The sequence below is a fragment of the Nocardia brasiliensis ATCC 700358 genome, from assembly GCF_000250675.2.
Lineage (GTDB): Bacteria > Actinomycetota > Actinomycetes > Mycobacteriales > Mycobacteriaceae > Nocardia > Nocardia brasiliensis_B.
The window spans coordinates 9,311,321-9,332,494 of the sequence record NC_018681.1 but is presented as its reverse complement, the minus strand read 5'-3'; the positions used below and the strand labels follow the sequence as shown (position 1 = coordinate 9,332,494).

Here is a 21,174-nt window from a genome sequence, read left to right as displayed (position 1 = left end):
ACCTCGGCGGTGTTTCGGCGCAGGTCAGATCATCGCGACGGGCTCGAGGCGCCCGGCCAGGTAGCGGGCCCGGCACTCACCCCGCCGCAGCTTGCCGCTGGTGGTCTTGGGTATGCGGCCCGGTTCGACCAGGAGCACCGCGCCCGGCAGCACCTCGTGCGCGGCCGCGACCGCCGCGCGGATGCGGCGGGCGAGCACCGAGAACTCGGTGGGTTCGACGGCTTCGACGGTGCTCAGCTCCGCGACCACCACGAGGTCCTCCCGGCGTCCGTCGTCGTGCCCGAACACCGTCACGTGCCCCGGCCTGACCTCCGGCGCGCACGCCTCCACCGTCGCCTCGATATCGGGCGGATAGTGATTGCGGCCGTCGACCACCACGACGTCCTTGCGGCGACCCGCGATATAGAGCTGGTCGTCGAACCAGAAACCCAGGTCACCGGTGCGCAACCAGTGCACGTCGCTGCCGGCCAGGGCGGCATGGAAGGTCTCGGCGGTGGCGTCGGGCCTGCCGAAGTAGCCGTCGCAGACGTTGGCGCCCGCCACCCAGATCTCCCCGACCCGGCCGGTCGGCAGCTCGACCTGGGTGAGCGGGTGCACGATCCGCACGTCCTGTCCGGCGGGCACGCCGCAGCCGACGAGCGCCGCGCCGCCGAACGGTTCGTCCCCGGGCACCAGCGCGACCACCCGGCCCTCGGCCAGCGCGGCACGGTCGAAGCGCTGCGCCACCGGCTCTTCGTCCCGGGCGCAGACGGTCACCGTCAGTGTGGCTTCGGCGAGCCCGAAGCCTGGCGTGTGCGCTTGCTGCCGGAAGCCGTAATCGAGGAAGGCGGTGCTGAATTCGTCGAGTGCCTCGGCGCGCACCGGCTCGGAGCCGTTCAGCAGCAGATCGAGCCCGGACAGGTCCAACCCCGCCCGCTCCTGCGGCGTGGTCGCCGAAACCGTCAGGGAAAGACCGAAGTTGGGCCCGCCGGTGATGCCGACCCGATAGTCGCTGACGGCGCGCAGCCAGCGGATCGGCCGCTTCACGAACTCGGCGGGCGCCATCGTGAAGCCGGGCACCCCGCAGTAGAGCGGTAGCGACAAGCCGAGGATCAGACCCATGTCGTGGAAGAACGGCAACCAGGTCAGGATGGGCTTGTCCGGTGTCGGGGCCAACGCGTGGCACAGCTGTTCCAAGGCCGTGGCCATGTTGGCATGGGTGACCTGGACGCCGGTCGGCGCCTGCGTCGATCCGGAGGTGTACTGCAAGTAGGCCAGAGTGCCGCGCAGTGGGTCGAGCACGGGACCCGGTGGTGCGTCGGATGTCGTCGGCGCGGACACGTCGGGTGGCAGCCGCACCACTTGGCCGAGTCCGGGTCCGAGCACCGCCGGACTGGTCACGTCGCTGTGCGAGAGCAGGGCAGCGGTGGGCCGCGCGTCCGCGAGGACGGCGTGCAATCGTTCCCGGTTCCGCGTGCCCGCGGCCGGAAACAGCGGTACCGCAATGCGATTGCTGTACAGGCAGGCGAGAAACGCGACGGCGTAGTCGAGTCCGTGGGCGCAGAGGATGGCGACCCGGTCCCCCGGCGCGCTCGCGCCGCGCAGGCGTGCGGCGAGTTCGCCTGTCGCGGTGTGCAAACGGGCGTAGGTGATCGAGTGCGGCAGGCGTTCGTGCAGCCGGTACCGCAGTTCGGTGTACGCGATGACGTCCGGGTGCGACGCGGCCTGTTCGGCGACTCGCACGGCGAGACAGTTGCGGATCGGGTCGGTCGTCACGGGACCTCGCACGCCGGTACGGGAGCGACCTCGTCGGTCGTCAGGAGATAGGTGTCGCTGTAGCGCAGCACCTGGGTGAGCAGCCCCGCGCCGCGCCGGGCGGCACCGGTGCGGGGCAGCGCCGCGCCGTCCGGGTCCGCCATCGACCGATCCCAGCCGATGCTGAGCACCCGGCGGCCGGCGTAGGCCGAGGCCAGCGCGTCCATCGCGGCGTTGGCCGCGGCGTCCGCCGCTCTGCCCGGCGCGCCGAGCGCACCGGTGGTGGCCGAGCACAGCAGGACGAAATCCGTCGGGTCGGCGGCGGTGAGCTCGATCAGGTTGCGGGCCGCGTGCAGTTTGGGCGCGAACATCGTGGCCAGCTGGGCGGGGGTGAGGGCCCCGAACGCCGCGTCGGTGCCGTCGGCGGCCGCGTGCACGACGCCGCGGATGGTGGAACCGCATTCCCGGATGTCGTTGAGCGCGTTGGCGAGATCGCCACGGTCGGCGGCGTCGCAGCGCACGACCACGATCCGGTCCTCCCATCCGTCGAGCAGCGCGGGAATCGGGCGCGGCGCCCGGGTGAGCACCACGACATCGCGGGCGCCGGAATCGAGCAGCCAGCGCACCGCGATCGAGCCGAGCGCGCCCAAACCGCCGGTGACCACGTAGGTTCCGCCGATGTCCACGGTGGCGGGCAGCGAGCGGCGGCGCGCGTGCGCGAACCGGCGCACGGCGAAAGTATCCGTGGACAACCGCAATTCGGCCGGTACGCCGGGCGCGTCGGTGACGAGCAGGCGGCACAGCGCGGGCACGTCCGCGGTGTCGGTGTCGGCCCATACCAGCCGCACCGTCCGGTCGGACTCGCGTTGCAGCGACCGCACCAGTCCGGCGATCCCGAACGATGTCGCGAGTTCGTCGAAGCGTGGCGTCCCCGCGGCCGGATCCCGCGGTGCCGGTAGCACGATCGTCACGGTGTGCGGGTGCGCCGCCGCGAATACCTGCTGGAGCAGCACCAGTACGTGGCTGACGGATGCCGCGCTGTCCGTCGTGGCGGTGCCATCGAATTCGACAGCGGCCGGGCCGGTTTCCGACCACACCAGGACCAGTGCGACAGGTCCGTGCTCGAGCGCCTTCGCGACGAGTGGCCGCGCGGCCTCGGGGCCGTGCGGCACTCGATCGGTGGGCACCACCGCGGCGAGTGCGGTGCTCAGCCGGACGGCCAGATCCGAGTCGCCGATGATCAAGGCGCGCTCGACAAGTGGGTCCTGGTCCAGGACCGGCAGATCCCCCGGCTGCCACGTCTCCTGACGGAACGAGAACGGCCGCTCGACGGGCCGCGGTGCGTCGACGGCCGGAATGTCCGGTGCCGCGAACCGGATCCGTACACCGGAGAGGGCCAGACACGGAACTCCGTGCTGGTCGGTGCCGATCACGTCGCCGAGCAGGCCGGTCGTACTCCGCGCGCGCAGGAACGCGTGCGCCTCCAGCACGGTCCGGCGGGGTTCGGCGGACAGCCAGGCCGATTCGATGCCGACCGGCAGCGGGATCGCGTCGGCCGGTGCGTCCTCGTACCCGGTCGCGGCGAGTAGCTGCAGACAGCCGTCGACCGTTGCGGTGCTGTGCAATTCGGCGGCGTCGAACAGCCCGACAGCTTGCTCGGGGCCGAGCGCGATGCCGCGCAGCACGCGCAGTCGCGGACCGTAAGCCAAACGCCGGCACTGCAACTCGTCGTAGAACGCCGCGGGCGCGACGACCCGCATCCGGTGCCGTCCGGCCCGGTTCGTATCGACCACCCGCATCCATGCGACGATATCCGCGGGTGTGGGGTCACCGCCCGGCCGGGCCGAAGCCAGCGCTCCGCCGTCGGTGACCTCCGCCCGCAGACTTCCCTCGCTGTCGAGGGTGCGGTAGCGGACCCGGGCCAGCGCCGCGAACTCGGCCTGCTCGTGCACCACGAAATCGCTCAGCACGGTCGCCTCGGCGCCCGCGTGCCGCAGCAGGATCCGCAGCCAGAAGGCCGCGGGCACGGTGGGCGTGCCGCACACCACGTGATCGACGAGATCGTCTGCGGGCAAGGTCGGTTCGGCCGTCTGCGGGTCGGGCAGCGTGCGCGGCCTGCGCCAGATCCGGCGCGGCGGCACGACGAACGGTCCCTGTGCGGACCAGTCGATCGGCCGGCCGTCGAGGTGCAGCCGCGCCAGACAGGCGAGAAAATCACCGGCCTCGTCGGCGCGGGTCGCCACCGGGTACACCGCGTCGCGGAAATCGGGATAGGCGCGGACCGCCGGGCTCAGCACGGGCTGCGGCGCGATCTCCACGACCGTGGTCACGCCGTCCACCGCCGCGTGCGCCAGTGCGGCGGCGAGTTGTACGGTGCCCGAAGCGTTCTCGGCCCAGTATCGGCCGTCTGCCGCCGGGCCGGTGAGCACCGCGCCGTGCCGGACCGTCGAATACATGGGTGTATGCGGTGTGGCCGGCCGCAGCTCTGTGAGCGCGTCGAGGAAATCCGAGGGCACACCGGCGTTTCGGCCGTGCGGCCCGGCGTCGTCGGTGAGGCGCCGCGCGAACATGTCGCGGCGCTTGGCACGTCGGATCACGGTCTCGATATTGCGGGCACTGCCCGTGACGAGCACCGCACGCGGACCGTTCACCGCCGCGAGGTGGACCTGCCCGCGCAGCGGCTCGATGAGCTTCGCCGCATCCTCCGGTGTGGCGGTCAGCAAGGCCGCCGCGGTACTGCCCGGCGCGGGCAATCTACTGTGCTGCACCACGACCCGCGCGGCGTCGGCGAGCGGCAGCGCACCGCTCACCGCGGCCGCGGCCAGCTCACCGAGCCCGTGTCCGGCCACGGTATCGGGCCGAATCCCCCACGCCGACAGCAATTCCGTCACCGCCACCTGGAAGGTGAACAGCGCGGGCACGACGAGCGCGCTCGGGTGCGCGCCGCTCGCGGCCCTGCCGCCCGCCGCGGCGAGCGCGAAGCCGTGCTTCGGTGTCCAGCTGCGCGGGCCACCCGCCGCGACGATCGTTTCGGCGGTCTCGGCGAGCGCGGCGGCGAAGACACGGTGCCGGGCGGCGAGCGCGCGGCCCATCGCGACGTGCAGTGCGCTCTGCCCGGAGAACAGGAACAGCAGACGGCCCGGCCGCCGTACCGCGGAGGGGCCCAGCACCGCCGTGCTCGCCTCGCCGTGCGCCAGCGCGTGCAACTGCGTCATGGCGTCCTCGCGGTCCTGGGCCAGGACCACCGCGCGCGTCCGCTCCGGTATCAATCGGGCCGCGGCCGCGGCGAACTCGCGCACCGAGGCGGCCGCCGCGCCACCGCCGGCGCGTTCGAGGCGCATCGCGAAACGCTGGGCCTGCGCCCGGAGTTCGGCGTTGTCCCGGCCGGTCACCGGGATCAGCACCGGCGGCTCGTAGCCGCGATCGGCACCGGTGGCCTGGCCGCGGCGCAACACCACCTCGGCGTAGGTGCTGCCGCTCACCCGGACGAGTACTGCGGCGGCCATGGAGGTCTCGGCCGCGTCGGGTTCGAGCGGGCGATCGCCGTGATAGACCCGGAGGGCGGCCTCGACCAGCTCGCCGACGGTCGTGACGGGCGGTGCCGCGGTGCTGCTCGCTCGCTCTGGCGGGTTAACGGGGTGGCCGTTCGAACCGAAGGCTACCTCGGCGATCTGCGCGTACTGCCGATTGCCGTCCCGGGTCGCGTCCGCGGTGCGCTGCAGGATCACCACCGCGCAGTGCTCGGGCTCGGTGCCGCTGGTTCGAATCTCGCTGGTCGACAAGGGGTTCGGCGGCGGCGCGGTGACGCCGCCGACGATGGCGAACGGTACCGCCGCGTCGTCGAGCAGTCGTACCGCCATGCCGAGAGCGGTCAGGAACGAGGCCTGCGCACTGTCCAGCGTGAGGCTCGGCCCGTGCAGATCCAACGCCGTGGACAACAGGTCGGCCGTGCCCGCGCCCGTGCCGAAGAGCACGGCGGCGCCGGAACCCGGTGCCCGGTAACCGATCCCGGCATCGTCGAGCGCCTCGACCGCGACCGTCATGGCCAACCGCTGCGGTCCGTCCATGGCCGCGTGTCCGCGCGCGGACAGGCCGAACCAGTCGTGGTCGAACGGTTCGACGCCCGCCGCGGCGCCCGGTGGCCGGGCGTGCAGCATTCGCCAGTATTCGTCGGCGCTCGCGGCCCCGGAAATCCGGCAGCCGATGCCGACGATCGATACCCCCGCTGCCGTCATCGCATCGCGAGATACTCGACCAGTCGATCGATGTCGGGGTGGTCGTAGATCGTCGCGAGCGAGACCTCGACCCCCATGGCGTCCTCTAATAGCGCCGTGAGCCGGGCCAGCTGGGTGGAGTTCAAGCCGAGGTCGGCGAAGGGCGCGTCGGTGGCGATGGTGGTCGCGTCCACGCCGAGCAGTTCGGCCACCGCCGTGACCGCCGCGGTGGTGAGCGTCACACGCCGACTGTGCACCATTGAGCTCCGATCCATCCCAACACGCTCGACCCCCCGCTCCGACGACTTCATGCCGGTCGCCCGGGCACCCCCAGCGATTATGCCGAGATATCGGACGGTGGAGAAGAGTCTTTTGCTCGGCCTTCGCTCTGGACCCGTGCCTGGTCCGCACGGGCCCGGTCGAGCGTGCCGTGCTCAGCCGGCGCGCAGTTCGATCCGCAGGCCGTCCTTGGTGCAGGCCGAGGGCGTGCGGGGGTCGGGTTGCGCGTGGCACTGCCAGCCCTGGACGGTTTGCGCGTCGGTGTTGCTGACGGTCTGCGCGTATTCGGTTGCCACATTGATGGCTTCGGTGCAGCCGACCCGGCCGGCCGGCGTGCCCGGGGCGATGACGGTGCGGGTGCCGCCGCCCGCGTCGGTGACCGGGCCGCAGTTCACGTCCTCGACGATGTTGCCCTGGGCCGGGGTCACGCTGGGATCCGCGGCATCCCTCGTCGTGGCAGCCGACGTCGAGTGGGTGACCGTGCGGGCCGGCGCGGCGGCAGCGGAGGAGCCGGCATGGGCGGAGTGGTCGGTGTCGTTCGTACCGCAGCCGGTCGCCGCGCCGACGACCGCGAACGCGGTGGCGGCGCAGACCGCGAGGTGGGTGAGTTGCACAGTGCTGGCTCCTGATCTCGAGGCGACTACCGAGTTCCGTAGCCGTGGTGTTGCCGAGTCGGGCGAACGGTAAACCTGATGGTGCCGAGTCGCACAGGGCCTCATCGGCGCGCGAGCAACTCCAGCACCCGCGCGGCGGTGAGCGAGCCCGCCGTGGTGAGTTCGAGGTCGGCCAGCGACGACTCGTGTGCCGCTGGATCCGCAGCGGCCACGCAGTCGGCCACGGGATGCACGGTGAAACCCAGATCGGTGCCGTGCCGGGCGGTTTGCTCCACGGTCAGGTTGGTCGCGACGCCGGTGAGAAACACCGTGTCGATGCCGCGGTCGGCGCACCAGGCGGGCAGCTCGCTGCCGGCCAGTCCGGACAGCTTCTGATTGTCGAACACCGCGGACGGTTGCCCGGCCATCTCCGGGATGATCTGGCTACCAGGCGAATCCGGCCGGAACTCGGTTTGCGCCGCGCCGACCGAACGCATGAAACCGGTGTTGCGCACCAACTGGCCCTCGCCCACCGGGATGGTGAAGCGGGTGAACAGCACCGGAACATCCTGGGCCGCAACCGCTTCGTGGAAGCGCACCGCCCGGTCGAGCACGCCGGAGGCGGCCACCGGCGCGGCGAGCATCGGCCCGAAGAAGCCGTCGGGCTTGATCACGTTCACCTGCCAGTGCAGCGCGAGGACGGCCGCGCGGATACGAGGGATCGCCATCCGACCGACCGTACCTCAGCCCGGCACGGCTAGGACGAATAATCCTTGCGCAGTTGTACTTTCACGACCTTGCCGCTGGCGTTGCGGGGCAGCTCCTGGACGACCACCAGATCCTTGGGGTGCTTGTACCGCGCGAGATTCTCGTTGAGGAAGCTCGTCAGCTCGTCGAGGGTGAGTTCGTCGTCGGGACGGTGCAGCGCGACGACGGCGACCGGGACCTCGCCCCACTTCTCGTGCGCCCGGCCGATCACCGCGGCCTCGCGAATCTTGGGGTGGCCGAAGAGCACGTTCTCCACCTCGGCGCAGTAGATGTTCTCGCCGCCGGAGATGATCATGTCCTTCTTGCGGTCGACCACCCAGATGAAGCCCTCCTCGTCCTGGCGCACCAGGTCACCGGAATGGAACCAGCCGCCCGCGAACGCCTCCGCGGTGGCTTCGGGCTTGTTCCAGTAGCCCTGCATGAGTGTCGGTCCGCGATAGACGATTTCGCCGATCTCGCCGGGGGCGACGTCGTTCATCTCGTCGTCGACGATACGGGCCTGGATGGTCGGGATCGGCTTGCCGACCGAGCCGAGCTTGCGCAGCGCGTCCTTGCCCTCGAGCACACAGGTGATCGGCGACATCTCGGTCTGCCCGAACACCGCGACGTTGAACGCGTTCGGAAAGCAGTCCGCCATCGCCCGCAGGACCGAGTCGGAAGCCGGTGCGGCGCCCCAGCTGAGCGACTCCAGCGCCAATGTGCGTTCGCGCACCGTCGGTTCGGCGCAGATCGCCTGCCATTGCGCGGGCACGCAGAACGCGCCGGTGGCTTGTTCACGCTCGACGGCATCGAGGAATTCGGTGGCGTCGAAGGCGCCGAGCGGATGCAGCACGGTCTTCGCGCCGAGCACGAAATTGGCCGCGAGACTGCCGAGTCCGGCGATGTGGAACAGCGGCGAGGTGCAGAAGGCGATCGACTCGGAGGTGGCCGCCAGCGCCCGGATCACGGTGAACGCCTGCGCGTTCATGTTCGCGTAGGACAGGATCGCGCCCTTCGGGCTGCCGGTGGTGCCCGAGGTGTACATGATCAACGCCGGAGTGTCCTCCGGGATGTCGAGCGGCGGGTGCGCGGCGCCGTCCTCGGCGAGCACGTCCTCGAAGCCGAGGACGCCGTCCGCACTGGCGCCGCCGATCACGAAACATGTTTCCAGCGTGTCCGATTGGGCGAGCACCGCGGTGGCGAGCGGCTGCAGCAGGGTGTCGGTGACGATCGCCTTCGCGCCGCTGTCGCTCACGATGTAGGCGACCTCGGGCGGGGTGAGCCGGAAATTGACCGGGACGGCGATCGCGCCGAGCGCGTTGATGCCGAACACGGTCTCGATGTACTCGGGGTAGTTCAACGCGAGGATGAGCACCCGGTCGCCGAAGCCGATGCCGCGGCGGGCCAGCGCGTCGGCGAACTTCGACGAGCGTTCGTGCAGCTGCCGCCAGGTGGTGTCGGCGCCACGGAACCGCAGCGCGATCGCGTCGGGCCGCATCTGCGCGTGCCCGGCGATCTGGTTGTTCCAGTGATTGCGCCGCGACCGGAGCGGCTCGTCGAGCGCGGTGCTCACCCGCCCCGACTGCGATCCACCCTGCGCACCGATGGTCATGCCACGAACTCCTCTCGGACCGCCGGCCGCGTCCGCCACGATGGCCGACCGCGCCGACGGCTGAACGACCGCAGAATAGCAAGTAACTTATCGCACAGACAAGGCTCACGTGGCTGAACCGCCGTTAATCCGGCAAAAGCGGGGCTGTCTCGCAGAAAGTACAACTGAGCTGGATATTTCCTGCTTGAAGACGTGCTGCGCACGGCGTGCGAGGCTCGCCAGAGATGGTGAGCCATGCGAATGACGGCTCACTTAGGAGTTGAATACGAGTGGATTCTCGTGTCACGATCGTCGCGTACGGGCGAACCGGACCGCCCGCGCGAGCAGAGGAGAGCGCAATGCTGCGGACCAGGTTCACCGAGACCTTCGGCGTGGAACACCCGATCGTGCAGGGCGGCATGATGTGGGTCGGCCGGGCCGAACTCGTCGCGGCCGTCGCCAACGCGGGCGGGCTCGGGTTCATCACCGCGCTCACCCAGCCCACCCCCGATGACCTGCGCCGCGAGATCGCGCGCACCCGGGAGCTGACCGACAAGCCGTTCGGCGTGAACGTCACCATCCTGCCGTCGATCAACCCGCCGCCGTACGCGGAGTACGTGCAGGCGATCGTGGAAAGCGGCGTCAAGATCGTCGAGACGGCGGGCAGCAACCCCGAGCCGTTCCTGCCCAATTACAAGGACGCGGGCATCAAGGTGCTGCACAAGTGCACCAGCGTGCGGCACGCGCTCAAGGCGCAGCGGATCGGCGTGGACGGCGTCAGCATCGACGGGTTCGAATGCGCGGGTCACCCCGGCGAGGACGACGTCCCCGGCCTGATCCTGATCCCGGCCGCGGCCCGGGTGCTGGACATCCCGATGGTCGCCTCGGGTGGTTTCGCCGATGCCAGCGGTCTCGTCGCGGCGTTGGCACTCGGTGCGGACGGCATCAATATGGGCACCCGCTTCCTGTGCACCCAGGAATCCGCCGTGCACCAGAAGGTGAAGGACCAGATCGTCGCGCACACCGAGCGGGACACCCAGCTGATCTTCCGCACCATGCACAACACCGCCCGCGTCGCGGACAACGAGATCAGCCGCAAGGTGGTCGAGATCGAAAAGGCGGGCGGCACGTTCGACGATGTCCGTGATCTCGTCGCGGGCGCGCGGGGTCGTCGCGTCTTCGAAGAGGGCGATCTGGACGCGGGCATCTGGAGCGCGGGACAGGTGCAGGGCCTGATCCACGACATCCCCACCTGCGCCGAGCTGATCACCCGGATCGTCGCCGAGGCCGAAGGGCTCATCACCGCGCGGCTCGCTGAAACCGTCGTGCGCGCTTGAGCTTTCGCTGTCAGGGCGTCAGAGCATGTCCTTCGCGGTCATCCAGCGCATGGTGAACCAGCCGCACAGCACCGGCAGCCAGCAGGTCAGCACGCGGTAGAGCAGGACCGAGGGCACCGCGACCTCCAGCGGTACGTCGAAGGTGCCGAGGCCGCCGATCAGCGCGGCCTCGACCGCGCCGACCCCGCCCGGGGTCGGCGCGGCGGAGGCCAGGGTGCCGCCGATCATCGTGACGATGGTGACGGTGACGAAGGTGGTGCCGCCGCCGAAGGCCTCCACGCTGGCCCACAGCGCGCCCGCCATGCCGAGGGTGATCGCGGCGCAGCCCAGGATGATCACCGAGAAGCGCTTGGGATCGCGCGCCAGTTCGCCGAGTTCGCCGAGCACCTCCTGCAGCTGCGGGCGCACCGAATTGTTCAGCCAGCGCCGCAATTGCGGCACGAACATGAACGTGCCGATGATGCCGACGCCGACCCCGGCGATGAGGTACAGCACCGTCGCGTCCGGCACGAAGTGGGACAGGTCCGCCGAGGTGCCCGCCGCGATACTGAACACCACCAGCAGGCTGACGTGCGTGATCACCTGCACCGCCTGCTGCAGCGCCACCGCCGCGGTGGCGCGCACCGCGCCGACCCCGCCCTTCGTCAGGAAGCGCACGCTCAGCGCGAGCCCGCCGACCCGGGCCGGGGTGGTGGTCGCCGCGAAGGTGTTCGCGATCTGCATGATCACCAGGTTCCGGAAACTCACCGCGCCCGAGGCGCAGGCCCACAGTGCCGCCGCCGCACCGATATACGTCAGGCACGAGACGGCGAGCCCGAGCAGCGCCCACCACCAGTTGGCGGTCTTCAACTGCGTGAAGAAGGTCGGCACCGCGCTGATGAACGGATACGCGACGTAGACGAGCCCGATCAGCAGCACCAACTGGATGATCTGGTTGCGGGTGAACCGGGTGATCTGCTCTGCCTCGATCCGGTCCTGCCCGGTCTGCCTGCGCACCTCCTCGCGCGCCGCGGACAGCGCGCTCTTCCAGTCGGGCACCGACTTTCGCAACCCCGCGGGCATGGCGGATTTGGTGAGCCGGCTCGCCGCCGCGAGCACCGACTGCCTGCCGAGCGAGTCCAGCGCCGTGCGCACCGCCGGTTCTTTGCCGAAGAGCGCGGTGGTCGACACCAGCAGTTGCGCGATATCGGACTGCTGCTGTTTGGCCGAGGCGCCGAATTCGGAACTGGAGAAACCGCCGAACAGCGTGGCGCCGTCCTGGATTCGGATCTCGGTCGGGCGCAGGTCGCCGTGCGCGATCTGGCCGCAGTGCAGCGCGTCCAGTCCCTGCCACACGCTCGGTAACTGCTCGGCGGACAGCTCGGTGATCGGTGCGCCCTTGGGCATGGTGTGCGCGTGCAGCATCCATCCGCGATCGAGCGCCGCGACGGCGACCGGTGTGCTGCTGGCCAAGCCGAGTTCGTCCACCGCGATCGCCATCAGCGCGCGATGCTCGACGGCGCGATGCATCGAGCCGTGCATCGCCGCGGTTTCGCTGGCCCGGAAGGTGAGCCAGCGCCAGAGTTGGCGCAGCGCACCGAAACTGCGCTGGTTCTTGCCGTACATCTCGACCACGAGTTCGCGCTCGGGTCCGTCGATCGCGGCGGCCAGCACCAGCGGTCCGCGCCCGGCCGGATGCACGACGGTGAATCCGGTGACCGTGTGCCCGCGTTTGGCCAGCACCCGCACCGCGGCGTCGAGCGGCACCTCGAGCGCGGGCGTGCCGACCACGAGCACGATGACCGCGCCGACCAGCCAGCCGACCGCGAGCCCGAACATCGCCCGGGCCGGCACGACGGTACTGACGACCAGGTGGATCGGCGCGAACGCGAGCAGCAGGAACCACAGGTAGCGGCGCGGCCGGGTGGGCAGCCACGGACTCGACACCGTCAGCACGGCCGCGAGCATGGCGATCCAGCGCGGGTCGTCCAGGAACTGGGAGAGGAAGGTGTCGAGGCGATCGGGTACTTGCAGATGCCATTTCGGCGCCGAGAGGCCGGTCCCGGTGATCGAGAGCAGCAGCCCGGCGGTCAGCCCCGCGGCCGCGTAGCCGGCCAGCAGCTTCCACTGCCTGCCGATGATCAGCTCGATCAGGATCGCGAACGGCAGCGCCAGAATGGCCATGCCGTAGACGAGATACACCAGGTTGGACTGGTCGGGATTGAGGAAGCCGACGATATTGGAGACCGAGCGTTCCAGGGCGAGCCATTCCGGGCGGGTGATCACCGACGCCGCGATCACGACCGCCACCCACAGCGCCGCGAGCACGACGCGGATGATGTCGCTGGTGCGCCGGATCATCGGCTGTAGCAGGTTGCCGGTGACCGGGATTTCCCGCCCGTCCACTCGCATGTGCTGGTCCGCCTCTCCGCGGCTCGTCCGCCTCTCCGTGCCTCAACGTACCGTCGCGGGCCTGCGGAGCACGGCATCGCCGAGTTGTGTGCGTCCCCGGCGCGTTACCGGGACGCCCGCGACATCGGCTGTCGTGTCCGCCGGGCAAATGTACACACCGGGGCACGGTCGTCCGGGCAAGCAAAACCGTTCTGGGGCAGCGTAGGGCCCGGATTGTGCCCGATGTCACCCTTGTCGGAGTTGAAGCTGACATTGATGTCAGGTCCGACAATCGACGGCATGGACAACGACCTCTACGACTACAGCCCGATCGTCGATCGCGCCCCGATCCACTGGCCCGGCGGCGCGCGCGTCGCGTTCTACGTCGGGCTCAATGTCGAGCACTACCAGGTGGATCGGCCGTCGACGAGCATCTTTCCCGGCACCGCGGGCCTGACGCCCGATCCGCTGAACTACGGCTGGCGCGACTACGGGCCGCGCGTGGGCTTCTGGCGGGTCGCGGCCGCGCTCGACCGGCACGGCGTCCGTGCCAGCGTGCTGTTGAATTCGGATGTGGTCGAACGCAATCCGCAGCTTATCCGGGCGGGTGTGGATCGGGACTGGGCGTGGCTGGCACACGGGAAGAACAACTCGATCTTCCAGGCGGACATGACCATCGACGAGGAACGCGCCTATCTGACCGAGGTGGTCGAGACCATCGAACGGGGCACCGGTCGCAGGCCGCGCGGCTGGATGGGGCCCGCCCTCACCGAAACCTTCCATACCCCGGCACTATTGGCCGAACTCGGCCTCGGCTACGTGCTGGACTGGACCAACGACGATCAGCCCTATCGGCTGAACGTCCCCGGAATGCTCAGCGTCCCTTATACGGTCGAACTGAACGACAACTCGTTGTTCCTCGCCAAGGGCACCAGCGGCCCCGACTTCGTGCGGATCGTCACCGATCAGCTCGACCAGCTCTACGCCGAATCCGCCGAGAGCGGCCGGGTACTGGCGCTGGCGCTGCATCCCTTCGTGATCGGCCAGGCGTTCCGGGCCAAGTACCTGGACCAGGCGCTCGAGTACGTGGTGAACCATCCCGGCGTGTGGACGACCACCAGTGACGAGATCGCGGCGCACTATTCGAGCGCGTCGCCCCTTGCCGAATCCACCTAGGCCGAAGACGATCAGGTCGGACAACCGATGCCCAGGAGGCGGCTATGGCTGAAACAGACCAGGATCTGACCGGCAAGACGGTGGTACTGACCGGCGCGAGTTCCGGTATCGGCGCCGTGGCGGCCGCGCGGCTGGCGGCCCGCGGCGCCACCGTCGCGGTGGTGGGCCGTTCCCCGGAACGGACGGCCGAGGTGGCGGCCGCGGCGGGCGCCGACCATTTCCTCGCCGATTTCGCCCGCTTCGACGAGGTGCGCAAACTCGCCGACCACCTGCTCGACCGGTACCCGCGGATCGATGTGCTGGCCAACAACGCGGGCGGTTCCTGGCCGAAGCGGACCGCCACCGCCGACGGCAACGAGCTCACCTTCCAGGTGAACCACCTCTCGCCGTTCCTGTTGACCAGCCTGCTGCTCGACCGGCTGGTGCAGTCCTCGGCCAGGGTGATCAACACCTCCAGCGTGACCTACCGGATGGCCCGCCTGGATCTGGACAAGGTCAACGCCACCTCGGGCTCGTTCAACCAGATGGGCGCCTACGCCGCGTCCAAGCTGGCGAATCTGCTGTTCACCCGGGAGTTGGCGCGGCGCACCGAGGGCACCGGATTGCGCACCGCCGCTTTCCATCCCGGCGCGGTCGCCACCCACGTGTACGACAACGCCCCGCTCGGTCTCGGCGCGCTCATCCGCTCACCGCTGTCGCGACCGTTCTTCATCCGCCCGGAAAAAGGCGCGGAACCGTTGGAGCACTTGGCCACCACCGCCGAGTTCGGCAGCGGCGACTACTTCCACCGCTTCAAGCCGGAGCGGCCGAGCAACAAGCAGGCGGTGGATGCCGTACTCGCCCAGCAACTCTGGGAGCTGTCCGAGCGGGTCACCGGGGCGGCCAAGGCTTGAGTCGTGGCAGGGACTAGGCGTCGGCGAGTTCGGCGTTGATCCCGACCCCGAACACCCCGCCGGTGAGCGTGTTGCTCTGGTCGAGTTCGATGATCGCCCGCGCCACCTGCTCGGTCGGCACCAGCGCCGGAAAGGTCGTGGGCGCGATGGCATTCGCGCGCACGCCGAATTCGGCGAACTCGGCCGCGATGTTGCGGGTGAGCTGGTTCAACGCCGCCTTCGACGCGGAATACAGCGTCTGCCCGGGATACACCTCCGAGCCGGAGATGCTGGAGACGTTGACGATGTTGCGGTTGCGCGCGCGGTTCTCGGGCCCGGCGTGCATCCACGCGCGCTGCCCGAGCCGGGCGCACAACCGCAGCGGCACCGCGACATTCAAGGTGAAGTGCGGATCGAACTGTTCCAGCGCGGCCTCGCCGTCGACGATGCCGCGCGGCTGCAGCTGCACGTGGGCGGCGTTGTTGACCAGCAGGTCGACCCCGCCGTACCGCGCCAGCGCGAGGTCGACCACCCGCTCGACCTCACCCGGCTGGGTGAGGTCGGCGCGGATCACGAACAGACGCGAATCATTCTCCGGCACCGGCTTTTCCGGCTCCAGCGGATCGACGAACCACTCCAGCTGGGACGGGGCGGCCGGGGTGCGGGTGTGGCAGACCGCGACGATGTCGTAGTCGGTGTAATAGGAGCGGCAAAACAGATCACCCAGGGTGCCACTGGCCCCGGTGAGCAAGCAGACCCGGCGGTCACCAGTAGACAATGTTGTCTCCTCCCCAGCGCTGTACCGCGTCCTCCTTGGTGCGGTGCACCCACATGACCACGCTGCTGCGGTCGCGCCGGTTGTTGCCCGCGAAGGTGTGCCAGGTCCGCGGCGTGACCTCGAACAGGATCAGCGAATTATCCAGCGGCGGAACCAGAGTCAGGTTCGGCATGGTCTCGCCCTCGGCGAGGTTGTCGTACAGCGCGGTCTCGCCGCCGTCGCCGGGCTGCCAGTCCGGATTGCCGAAGTAGAACAGCACGGCCACCGCGCGCACGTTCGCGCGCGCGGTCACGCCCGGCGGGTGTTCGCCGGTCTTGGTGTCCACCCCGTCTCCCGGCAGCCGCACCTCGTCCGGGCCGGGCGGGTCGCCCGGGAACCAGGCGGGATTGAGGTCGTTGTGCGGCCAGCCGTACGGTGCGCCCGGGGCGTGGTGATGCACCGACCCCTCGACGTCGCCCGTCGCGGTGACGCCCGCGACCCCCGCGACGAGGTCGTGCCATTCCCGCGAGGTGAACACCCCGAACGGGCCGTCGCGCAGCTCGGCGAGCCCGAGCCCGTCCGCGCTGTAGTTCGCGGCGACCCTGCCGAACCGGTCCACCTCTTCGCGCCGCACGCGGCTGAACTCTTCGGTCAGGCGCTGGTAGAACTCCGGCACGAACACGTCCCGGGCGTACACGTGCGGGAACGGCTGGGTGCGGCGGATCCAGCGCCGATGCGCGAACAGGTCCGCGAACCACTGCGGCACCGCGGGCGCCGCCTCCACGATCGACTCCGTTGTCACCAGCACTCCCTCCCGAACGAACCTCTGGCGATCATATGCCCGGTTCCGGACGGTGGCCGCCGGGTGTTCGTTTTGTGCGAAGGTCCGCGCCGGTACGGCCCCGGTGCCGGGAACCCCTCGTGTTCCGGCCGCCGCGACCGTGCGACTACGCGCTCGCCGCGACGGGCGCCCTGCTCTGCACCTGCGGGGCGAGGGCAGTCGGCGGTGCCACGGGCCGCGCGCCCGCGAGCCGGGACGCGAGGAAGGCGAGATAGGCGATGAAGCCGACCGAGCCGATCGGCCTGCTCTGCCGGAAGGTGATGGCGAGTCCGAGCGCCAGCTCGGTGAACCCGTTGCGATAGGTCCAGCGCCGGGTCGCGCGCGGAAACGCCCGCGCCGTCAGCGGGTCGAACGCGCGCGGGGCGGTGAAGTGGGCCGCCCCTGAGCCCGCGAGGCCGAGCCCGAAGGCGCGGGCCCGCACGCTGTCCGGTGGCCGCTGGATCTGTACCACCGGACGCGGTGTCGCTCTGCTCGTCGCGAGCGCTTTGCGCGCTTTGCGACGGCCGAGGATTTTGCGGCGCATGTCTCTCCTCTAGGTGCGAACGCTGAGCCTGCGGGTCCGGAAGAACTCGGCGAGGTCGTCGTTGGTGAACGAAGCGGGCCGTACGTCGTCGAGGTCGCCGGTGTAGGCGGCGGGCGTGGCCCCGGCCAACGTGGTGAAGGCGTAGTGGCCGAACGGGAAGTGCTTGTTGCCCCACCACATCTCCAAGTGCGTGCTGGGGCGGATGGGGGCCGGGTCGCCCTGGTAGTTGACGTAGTAGGTATTGGAGTCGGCGCACGCGTCCGACAGCCACATCGTCTGGGCGCCGCGCCGCACGCATTGCCGGTAGTACGCGTCGTGCGGTTCCTGTTTGATCTCCACGGCGGTGGCGCCGCGCCTGCGGGCCTCCTTGATCGCCCGGGCGGCATGCCTGCTCGTGCACTCGATCATCGCGAGGTAGGAGCCCGCCGCGAAGCCGTAGGGGCCGGTGATCAGGAACAGATTCGGGAACTTCGGCACCGTTACGCCCTGGTAGGCCTGGTAGTGCTCGCGATCCCAGAATTCGCCGAGGTCCAGGCCGTCGCGGCCGGTCAGCGGATACGGCGGGGTGAAACCCTTGTCCATCACCCGGAATCCGGTGGCGCACACCAGCACATCGGCTTTGCGTAGCACCCCGTCTGCCGTCACGACGCCGGTCTCGGTGACCTTCTCGATGCCGTCGGTGACCAGCTCCACGTGGTCTCTGGTGAAGGTCCGCAGATAGCGATTCGACACCGAGGGGCGCTTGCAACCGGGCGCGTAGTCCGGCGTAAGCCGTTCGGCCAGTTGGGCATTGCCCGGCAGTTGCGCTCGGTACAGCACGCCTCCGCCGCGCTGCGCGAGCTTGACCAGCCCGGGGATCCGGCTGTGGAAAACACCGATGCCGGAGATGCCGAAGTCGATACCGATGGTCACCGCCGCCCGCAACGTCCGGCGCAGCGGAGCCACGTTGACCATCAGGTTCTTCGCGAAGGCCGGGATCGGGAAATCGGGTTTGGGCGCCACCCAGATCGGGCGCCGCTGGAACACCGTGAGCTGCGCGGCGATATCGGCCAGCTCCGGAATCAGTTGCAGCGCCGTGGCTCCGGTGCCGATCACGGCGATCCGCTTACCCGCGTAGTCGTAGTCGTGATCCCACTGCGCCGTGTGCACGATCTTGCCGCCGAAGGTCTCGATGCCGTCGATCTCGGGCATTTTCGGTACCTCGAGGCCGCCGACGGCGCCGACCACGAAGCGCGACGTCACCTCCTGGCCGGTGTCGAGTTTGCCCCGCCACAGGTGGTTCGCCGCATCCCACTCGCCGCCGACCACCTTGGTGTTCAGCAGGATTCGTGGCCGCAGGCCGTACTTGTCGACCACCTGGTCGGCGTAGGCCTTGACCTCGGCGCCCGGCGCGAACATGCGCGACCACACCTTCGGCGGCTCATAGGAGAAGCTGTAATACACCGACGGAATATCCACCGCCACACCGGGATAGGTGTTCGCGTGCCAGGTACCGCCGATATCGCTGTTCTTGTCGACGATCAGGAAGTTGTGGATTCCCGCCTTGCGGAGCTCCACTCCCATGCCGATACCGCCGAAGCCGGCGCCGATGACGACGACCTCGAAGTCGGGGCGGGCCGGGCCCGAGTGCGCAGCTGCTGTCGACACAGTTACCTCCGTTGGTAGTGCTGAACACAACGGTAGCACTGTCCCAGACAGCTTGGCCAGGTTTGGCGTACGCACTGAAGTGCCCGCACCGAGGTGGTGCGGGCACTTCGAAGACGATGGTCAGCCGACCGACATCTGCCGGTCTTCCGCCTCGGCCCGGCGTTTGCGGACGGCGGCCAGATCCACCGGCCGGTTCGGATCGGGCGCCTCGATGGCCTCCAGTGCTTCGGCGAGCATCGGCAACCAGCGCAAGATCTCGTCGCGGAACGGTCCCTCGGTCTCCAGTTGGCTCAGCACCCCGACGAGGGTCAGCATCGAGCGGGCGAACGGGGTGAAGTAGGCGGGCATCGTCATCTCCCGCACGACGTTCGTCAGCCGCGGATTCGTGGTGCGTAGCACCTGTTTGCGCAACCACGGCGTGGTCATCCGGTAGGTCGAGTGCTTGAGCGGTTCGCTGCACGGCGAGACGGCTTTGAACAGCGCCTCACTGTCGAAGTTGCGTCCGGCGGCCACGAAGCCATGGCGGCGGGTCGCCGCTTCCAGTTCCACCGGGCCGCCGGTGGCGAAGGCCTTGAAGTAGTCGATCGTGAGTTCTTCGAAACCCTCCGGTGGCCAGGCGCAGCAGGCGCCGAAATCGACCACGCCGAGCCTGCCGTCCGGCAGCACGCGGAAATTGCCGGGGTGCGGGTCGGCGTAGAGCAACCCGTGCCGGCCCCAGCCGGAGGTGACGAAGCGCAGCATCAGCATGCCGACCCGGTCGCGTTCGGCCTGGGTGCCGGTGGCCACGATCTTGGTCACCGGGGTGCCCTCGACCCATTCGGTGATCAGCACGTCGCCGCGCTGGGCGACCACCTGCGGCACGGAGAAATCCGGATCGTCGGCGTAGGCGGCGGCGAAGGCGCGCTGGTATTCGGCCTCCGCCGCGTAGTCGAGTTCCTCGCGCACGCAATCGCAGATCGCCTCGGTGACCGCCTTGACGTCGGCGCCGGGCAGGAAGACGGTGGCCAGCAGCGAGATCCGGCGCAACTGTTCGAGGTCGCCCTCCACGGCCTGCCGGCCGCCGGGGTACATCACCTTGACCGCGACCTGTCTGCCGTCGTGCCAGACCGCCCGGTGCACCTGGCCGAGCGAGGCGGCCGCGGCCCGGCGATCGTCGAACTCCTGGAAGTGCCACCGCCAGTTCTCGCCCATGCTCGCCGCGATGGCCGCGTGCACGGTCTTCGGCAGCATCGCGGGCGCCGAATCCTGCAGCTGGCTCAGCGCGATCCGATACGGCTCGGCGATCTCCGGCGGCAGCGCCAGCTCGTAGATGGCCAGCAGCTGGCCGAGTTTCGCGGCGCAGCCCTTCAGCTCCCCGAGTACCTCGAACATGTGTTGCGCGGTGCGCAATTGGATGTCTCGATTGACTTCTTCGGCCGATCTGCCGAGGGCGCGCTTGCCGACGCCCGCGGCCTGCCGTCCGGCGAAGGCCACCGGCAATGCGGCGAGCTTGGCATTGCGAATAGCGGCGCGAACTGGCGGTTTGCCATCGGGCCTTGCTGTGAACAGGCGTGTACGCCGTTCCGTGGAACTCATGTCAGAACTGTCGCCGCTGCGCCGGATTGCCATGACTCACCTCACACTGTGCGCGGACCAGTGTCGCATACGTGCAGTCTGGCAGAGTAGGCCTTAGACTGTCTGGGACGTATTCGAACGTAGTCGAAAGGTGACTTCGATGGGAGCCCAGACGGTAGTCGCGGACGTTGCCGATGAGTTGGCACGCCGGGTTGCCGCGGGGGAGTATCAGCCGGGGGACCTGATGCCGTCGGTGCGGCAGGTGGCCGAGGAATTCGACATGAACCGGGCCACCGCGCAACTGACGCTGGGGCGGCTGGAGTCGAACGGCTTCGTCGAGGCGCGCCGCGGCAAGGGTTTCACCATCCGCGATGTCCGCGAGGCGGGCGGGGTGGATGTGTACCGGCAGCTGTTCCGTTTTTCCGTGGCCACGCCCGAGGTCGCGAGCGAGATGTTCCGCGACATCGTCGAGGTCGAGCGCGGCATCGTGATGGAGACGTTGCTGGCCTACACTGGCAGCGCCCAGGAGATCGATCCGGCGCTGCTGAAGGCCGAGATCGACAAGCTCGAAACGCTCGCCCGCCAGGACGCGCCGGACCTGCGCGAGATCCTCGCGATCGAGGTCGCCCTGGTGCGCAGGCTGCTCACCGCGCTCGGACTGTCCATGCAGCGCGCGATCCTGAACTCGATCGGCGAGATGGTGCTCGAGGTGCCCGAAGCGGTCGAGGCGTTCTTCGCCGGCGCGCCGGACCTGCACGTGCTGGTCTGGCGGGCGCTCGCGGCGGTGTGGGATTCCGGGTCCGGACCGTCCGACGCGCAGGTCGCGTTGTTCGAGGATTTGTTCGGGATGTACCACGAGCGGGTGGTGCTGCGCTTCGACGAACTCGTCGGCGTAACCGACGGACAGGCCGGCGAGGATCACGCGGCCACCGCCTGAAC

16 protein-coding genes are annotated in these 21,174 nt (G+C 69.5%); 4 read left to right on the top strand and 12 right to left on the bottom strand.

From position 1 onward, the window contains the following. Positions 1-24: 24 nt before the first annotated feature. The 6 genes from O3I_RS41785 to fadD5 all read right to left on the bottom strand — a co-directional run bounded on the left by O3I_RS41785 (position 25) and on the right by fadD5 (position 9,179). Positions 25-1,755: a fatty acyl-AMP ligase gene (locus tag O3I_RS41785; protein ID WP_014989127.1), complete on the bottom strand. Its 1,731-nt coding sequence runs from the start codon at positions 1,753-1,755 to the stop codon at positions 25-27. After that, entirely contained in the window at positions 1,752-5,969 is a 4,218-nt protein-coding gene (locus tag O3I_RS41780) for an acyltransferase domain-containing protein (protein ID WP_014989126.1), read from the bottom strand. Before O3I_RS41780 ends, O3I_RS41785 begins: the two co-directional genes overlap by 4 nt. After that, the gene (locus O3I_RS41775; protein ID WP_237748220.1) at positions 5,966-6,190 is read right to left on the bottom strand and encodes an acyl carrier protein; all 225 of its coding nucleotides are present in this window, start codon (positions 6,188-6,190) and stop codon (positions 5,966-5,968) included. Before O3I_RS41775 ends, O3I_RS41780 begins: the two co-directional genes overlap by 4 nt. A 192-nt stretch (positions 6,191-6,382) precedes the next feature. Then, complete coding sequence (locus O3I_RS43285) at positions 6,383-6,841, bottom strand: hypothetical protein (RefSeq protein WP_014989124.1); 459 nt, start codon at positions 6,839-6,841, stop codon at positions 6,383-6,385. 101 nt (positions 6,842-6,942) lie between these two features. Beyond that, positions 6,943-7,548, bottom strand: coding sequence for a cysteine hydrolase (locus O3I_RS41765; protein WP_014989123.1), 606 nt, complete (start codon positions 7,546-7,548; stop codon positions 6,943-6,945). Between the two features lie 29 nt (positions 7,549-7,577). Continuing rightward, positions 7,578-9,179, bottom strand: coding sequence for a fatty-acid--CoA ligase FadD5 (fadD5, locus tag O3I_RS41760; protein WP_014989122.1), 1,602 nt, complete (start codon positions 9,177-9,179; stop codon positions 7,578-7,580). Positions 9,180-9,517: 338 nt separating this feature from the next. Between fadD5 and O3I_RS41755 the strand changes: the two genes are divergently transcribed. Next, positions 9,518-10,495 carry an NAD(P)H-dependent flavin oxidoreductase gene (locus O3I_RS41755; RefSeq protein WP_014989121.1) on the top strand — a complete coding sequence of 326 codons (978 nt, stop codon included), beginning with the start codon at positions 9,518-9,520 and terminating at the stop codon, positions 10,493-10,495. An 18-nt stretch (positions 10,496-10,513) separates the two neighbouring features. Here O3I_RS41755 and O3I_RS41750 read toward each other — a convergent pair whose 3' ends face one another. Further along, positions 10,514-12,886 (bottom strand): lysylphosphatidylglycerol synthase transmembrane domain-containing protein, encoded by a 2,373-nt coding sequence (locus O3I_RS41750; RefSeq protein WP_014989120.1) that lies wholly within the window; start codon positions 12,884-12,886, stop codon positions 10,514-10,516. A gap of 255 nt (positions 12,887-13,141) precedes the next feature. On the opposite strand from O3I_RS41750, the gene O3I_RS41745 reads away from it, so the two are divergent. Together O3I_RS41745 and O3I_RS41740 are read left to right on the top strand one after the other, a co-directional pair. Then, a complete protein-coding gene (locus O3I_RS41745; RefSeq protein WP_237748219.1) occupies positions 13,142-14,041 on the top strand; it encodes a polysaccharide deacetylase family protein in 900 nt (299 codons plus the stop codon). A gap of 44 nt (positions 14,042-14,085) precedes the next feature. Next, positions 14,086-14,934, top strand: a complete 849-nt coding sequence (locus O3I_RS41740; RefSeq protein WP_014989118.1) for an SDR family NAD(P)-dependent oxidoreductase — start codon at positions 14,086-14,088, stop codon at positions 14,932-14,934. 13 nt (positions 14,935-14,947) lie between these two features. Here O3I_RS41740 and O3I_RS41735 read toward each other — a convergent pair whose 3' ends face one another. The 5 genes from O3I_RS41735 to O3I_RS41715 all read right to left on the bottom strand — a co-directional run bounded on the left by O3I_RS41735 (position 14,948) and on the right by O3I_RS41715 (position 20,256). Further along, complete coding sequence (locus O3I_RS41735; RefSeq protein WP_051066862.1) at positions 14,948-15,691, bottom strand: SDR family NAD(P)-dependent oxidoreductase; 744 nt, start codon at positions 15,689-15,691, stop codon at positions 14,948-14,950. Continuing rightward, the gene (locus tag O3I_RS41730) at positions 15,678-16,472 is read right to left on the bottom strand and encodes a 2OG-Fe(II) oxygenase family protein (RefSeq protein ID WP_237748218.1); all 795 of its coding nucleotides are present in this window, start codon (positions 16,470-16,472) and stop codon (positions 15,678-15,680) included. The genes O3I_RS41735 and O3I_RS41730 overlap by 14 nt, the downstream gene beginning before the upstream one ends. Positions 16,473-16,617: 145 nt before the next feature. Next, entirely contained in the window at positions 16,618-17,034 is a 417-nt protein-coding gene (locus O3I_RS41725; RefSeq protein WP_014989115.1) for a hypothetical protein, read from the bottom strand. A gap of 9 nt (positions 17,035-17,043) precedes the next feature. Next, positions 17,044-18,681: a flavin-containing monooxygenase gene (locus tag O3I_RS41720; RefSeq protein ID WP_014989114.1), complete on the bottom strand. Its 1,638-nt coding sequence runs from the start codon at positions 18,679-18,681 to the stop codon at positions 17,044-17,046. A 120-nt stretch (positions 18,682-18,801) separates the two neighbouring features. Then, a complete protein-coding gene (locus O3I_RS41715) occupies positions 18,802-20,256 on the bottom strand; it encodes an ABC1 kinase family protein (RefSeq protein WP_141691836.1) in 1,455 nt (484 codons plus the stop codon). A gap of 139 nt (positions 20,257-20,395) precedes the next feature. On the opposite strand from O3I_RS41715, the gene O3I_RS41710 reads away from it, so the two are divergent. Next, positions 20,396-21,172 (top strand): GntR family transcriptional regulator, encoded by a 777-nt coding sequence (locus tag O3I_RS41710; protein WP_014989112.1) that lies wholly within the window; start codon positions 20,396-20,398, stop codon positions 21,170-21,172. The last annotated feature ends 2 nt before the right edge of the window (positions 21,173-21,174 follow it).

Bases quoted from the DNA above. Each gene is read 5' to 3' on its own strand.
- O3I_RS41780 (WP_014989126.1), bottom strand. From the start codon at position 5,969: ATGACGGCAGCGGGGGTATCGATCGTCGGCATCGGCTGCCGGATTTCC.
- O3I_RS41765 (WP_014989123.1), bottom strand. From the start codon at position 7,548: ATGGCGATCCCTCGTATCCGCGCGGCCGTCCTCGCGCTGCACTGGCAG.
- fadD5 (WP_014989122.1), bottom strand. From the start codon at position 9,179: ATGACCATCGGTGCGCAGGGTGGATCGCAGTCGGGGCGGGTGAGCACC.
- O3I_RS41755 (WP_014989121.1), top strand. From the start codon at position 9,518: ATGCTGCGGACCAGGTTCACCGAGACCTTCGGCGTGGAACACCCGATC.
- O3I_RS41750 (WP_014989120.1), bottom strand. From the start codon at position 12,886: ATGCGAGTGGACGGGCGGGAAATCCCGGTCACCGGCAACCTGCTACAG.
- O3I_RS41745 (WP_237748219.1), top strand. From the start codon at position 13,142: ATGTCAGGTCCGACAATCGACGGCATGGACAACGACCTCTACGACTAC.
- O3I_RS41740 (WP_014989118.1), top strand. From the start codon at position 14,086: ATGGCTGAAACAGACCAGGATCTGACCGGCAAGACGGTGGTACTGACC.
- O3I_RS41725 (WP_014989115.1), bottom strand. From the start codon at position 17,034: ATGCGCCGCAAAATCCTCGGCCGTCGCAAAGCGCGCAAAGCGCTCGCG.
- O3I_RS41715 (WP_141691836.1), bottom strand. From the start codon at position 20,256: ATGAGTTCCACGGAACGGCGTACACGCCTGTTCACAGCAAGGCCCGAT.
- O3I_RS41710 (WP_014989112.1), top strand. From the start codon at position 20,396: ATGGGAGCCCAGACGGTAGTCGCGGACGTTGCCGATGAGTTGGCACGC.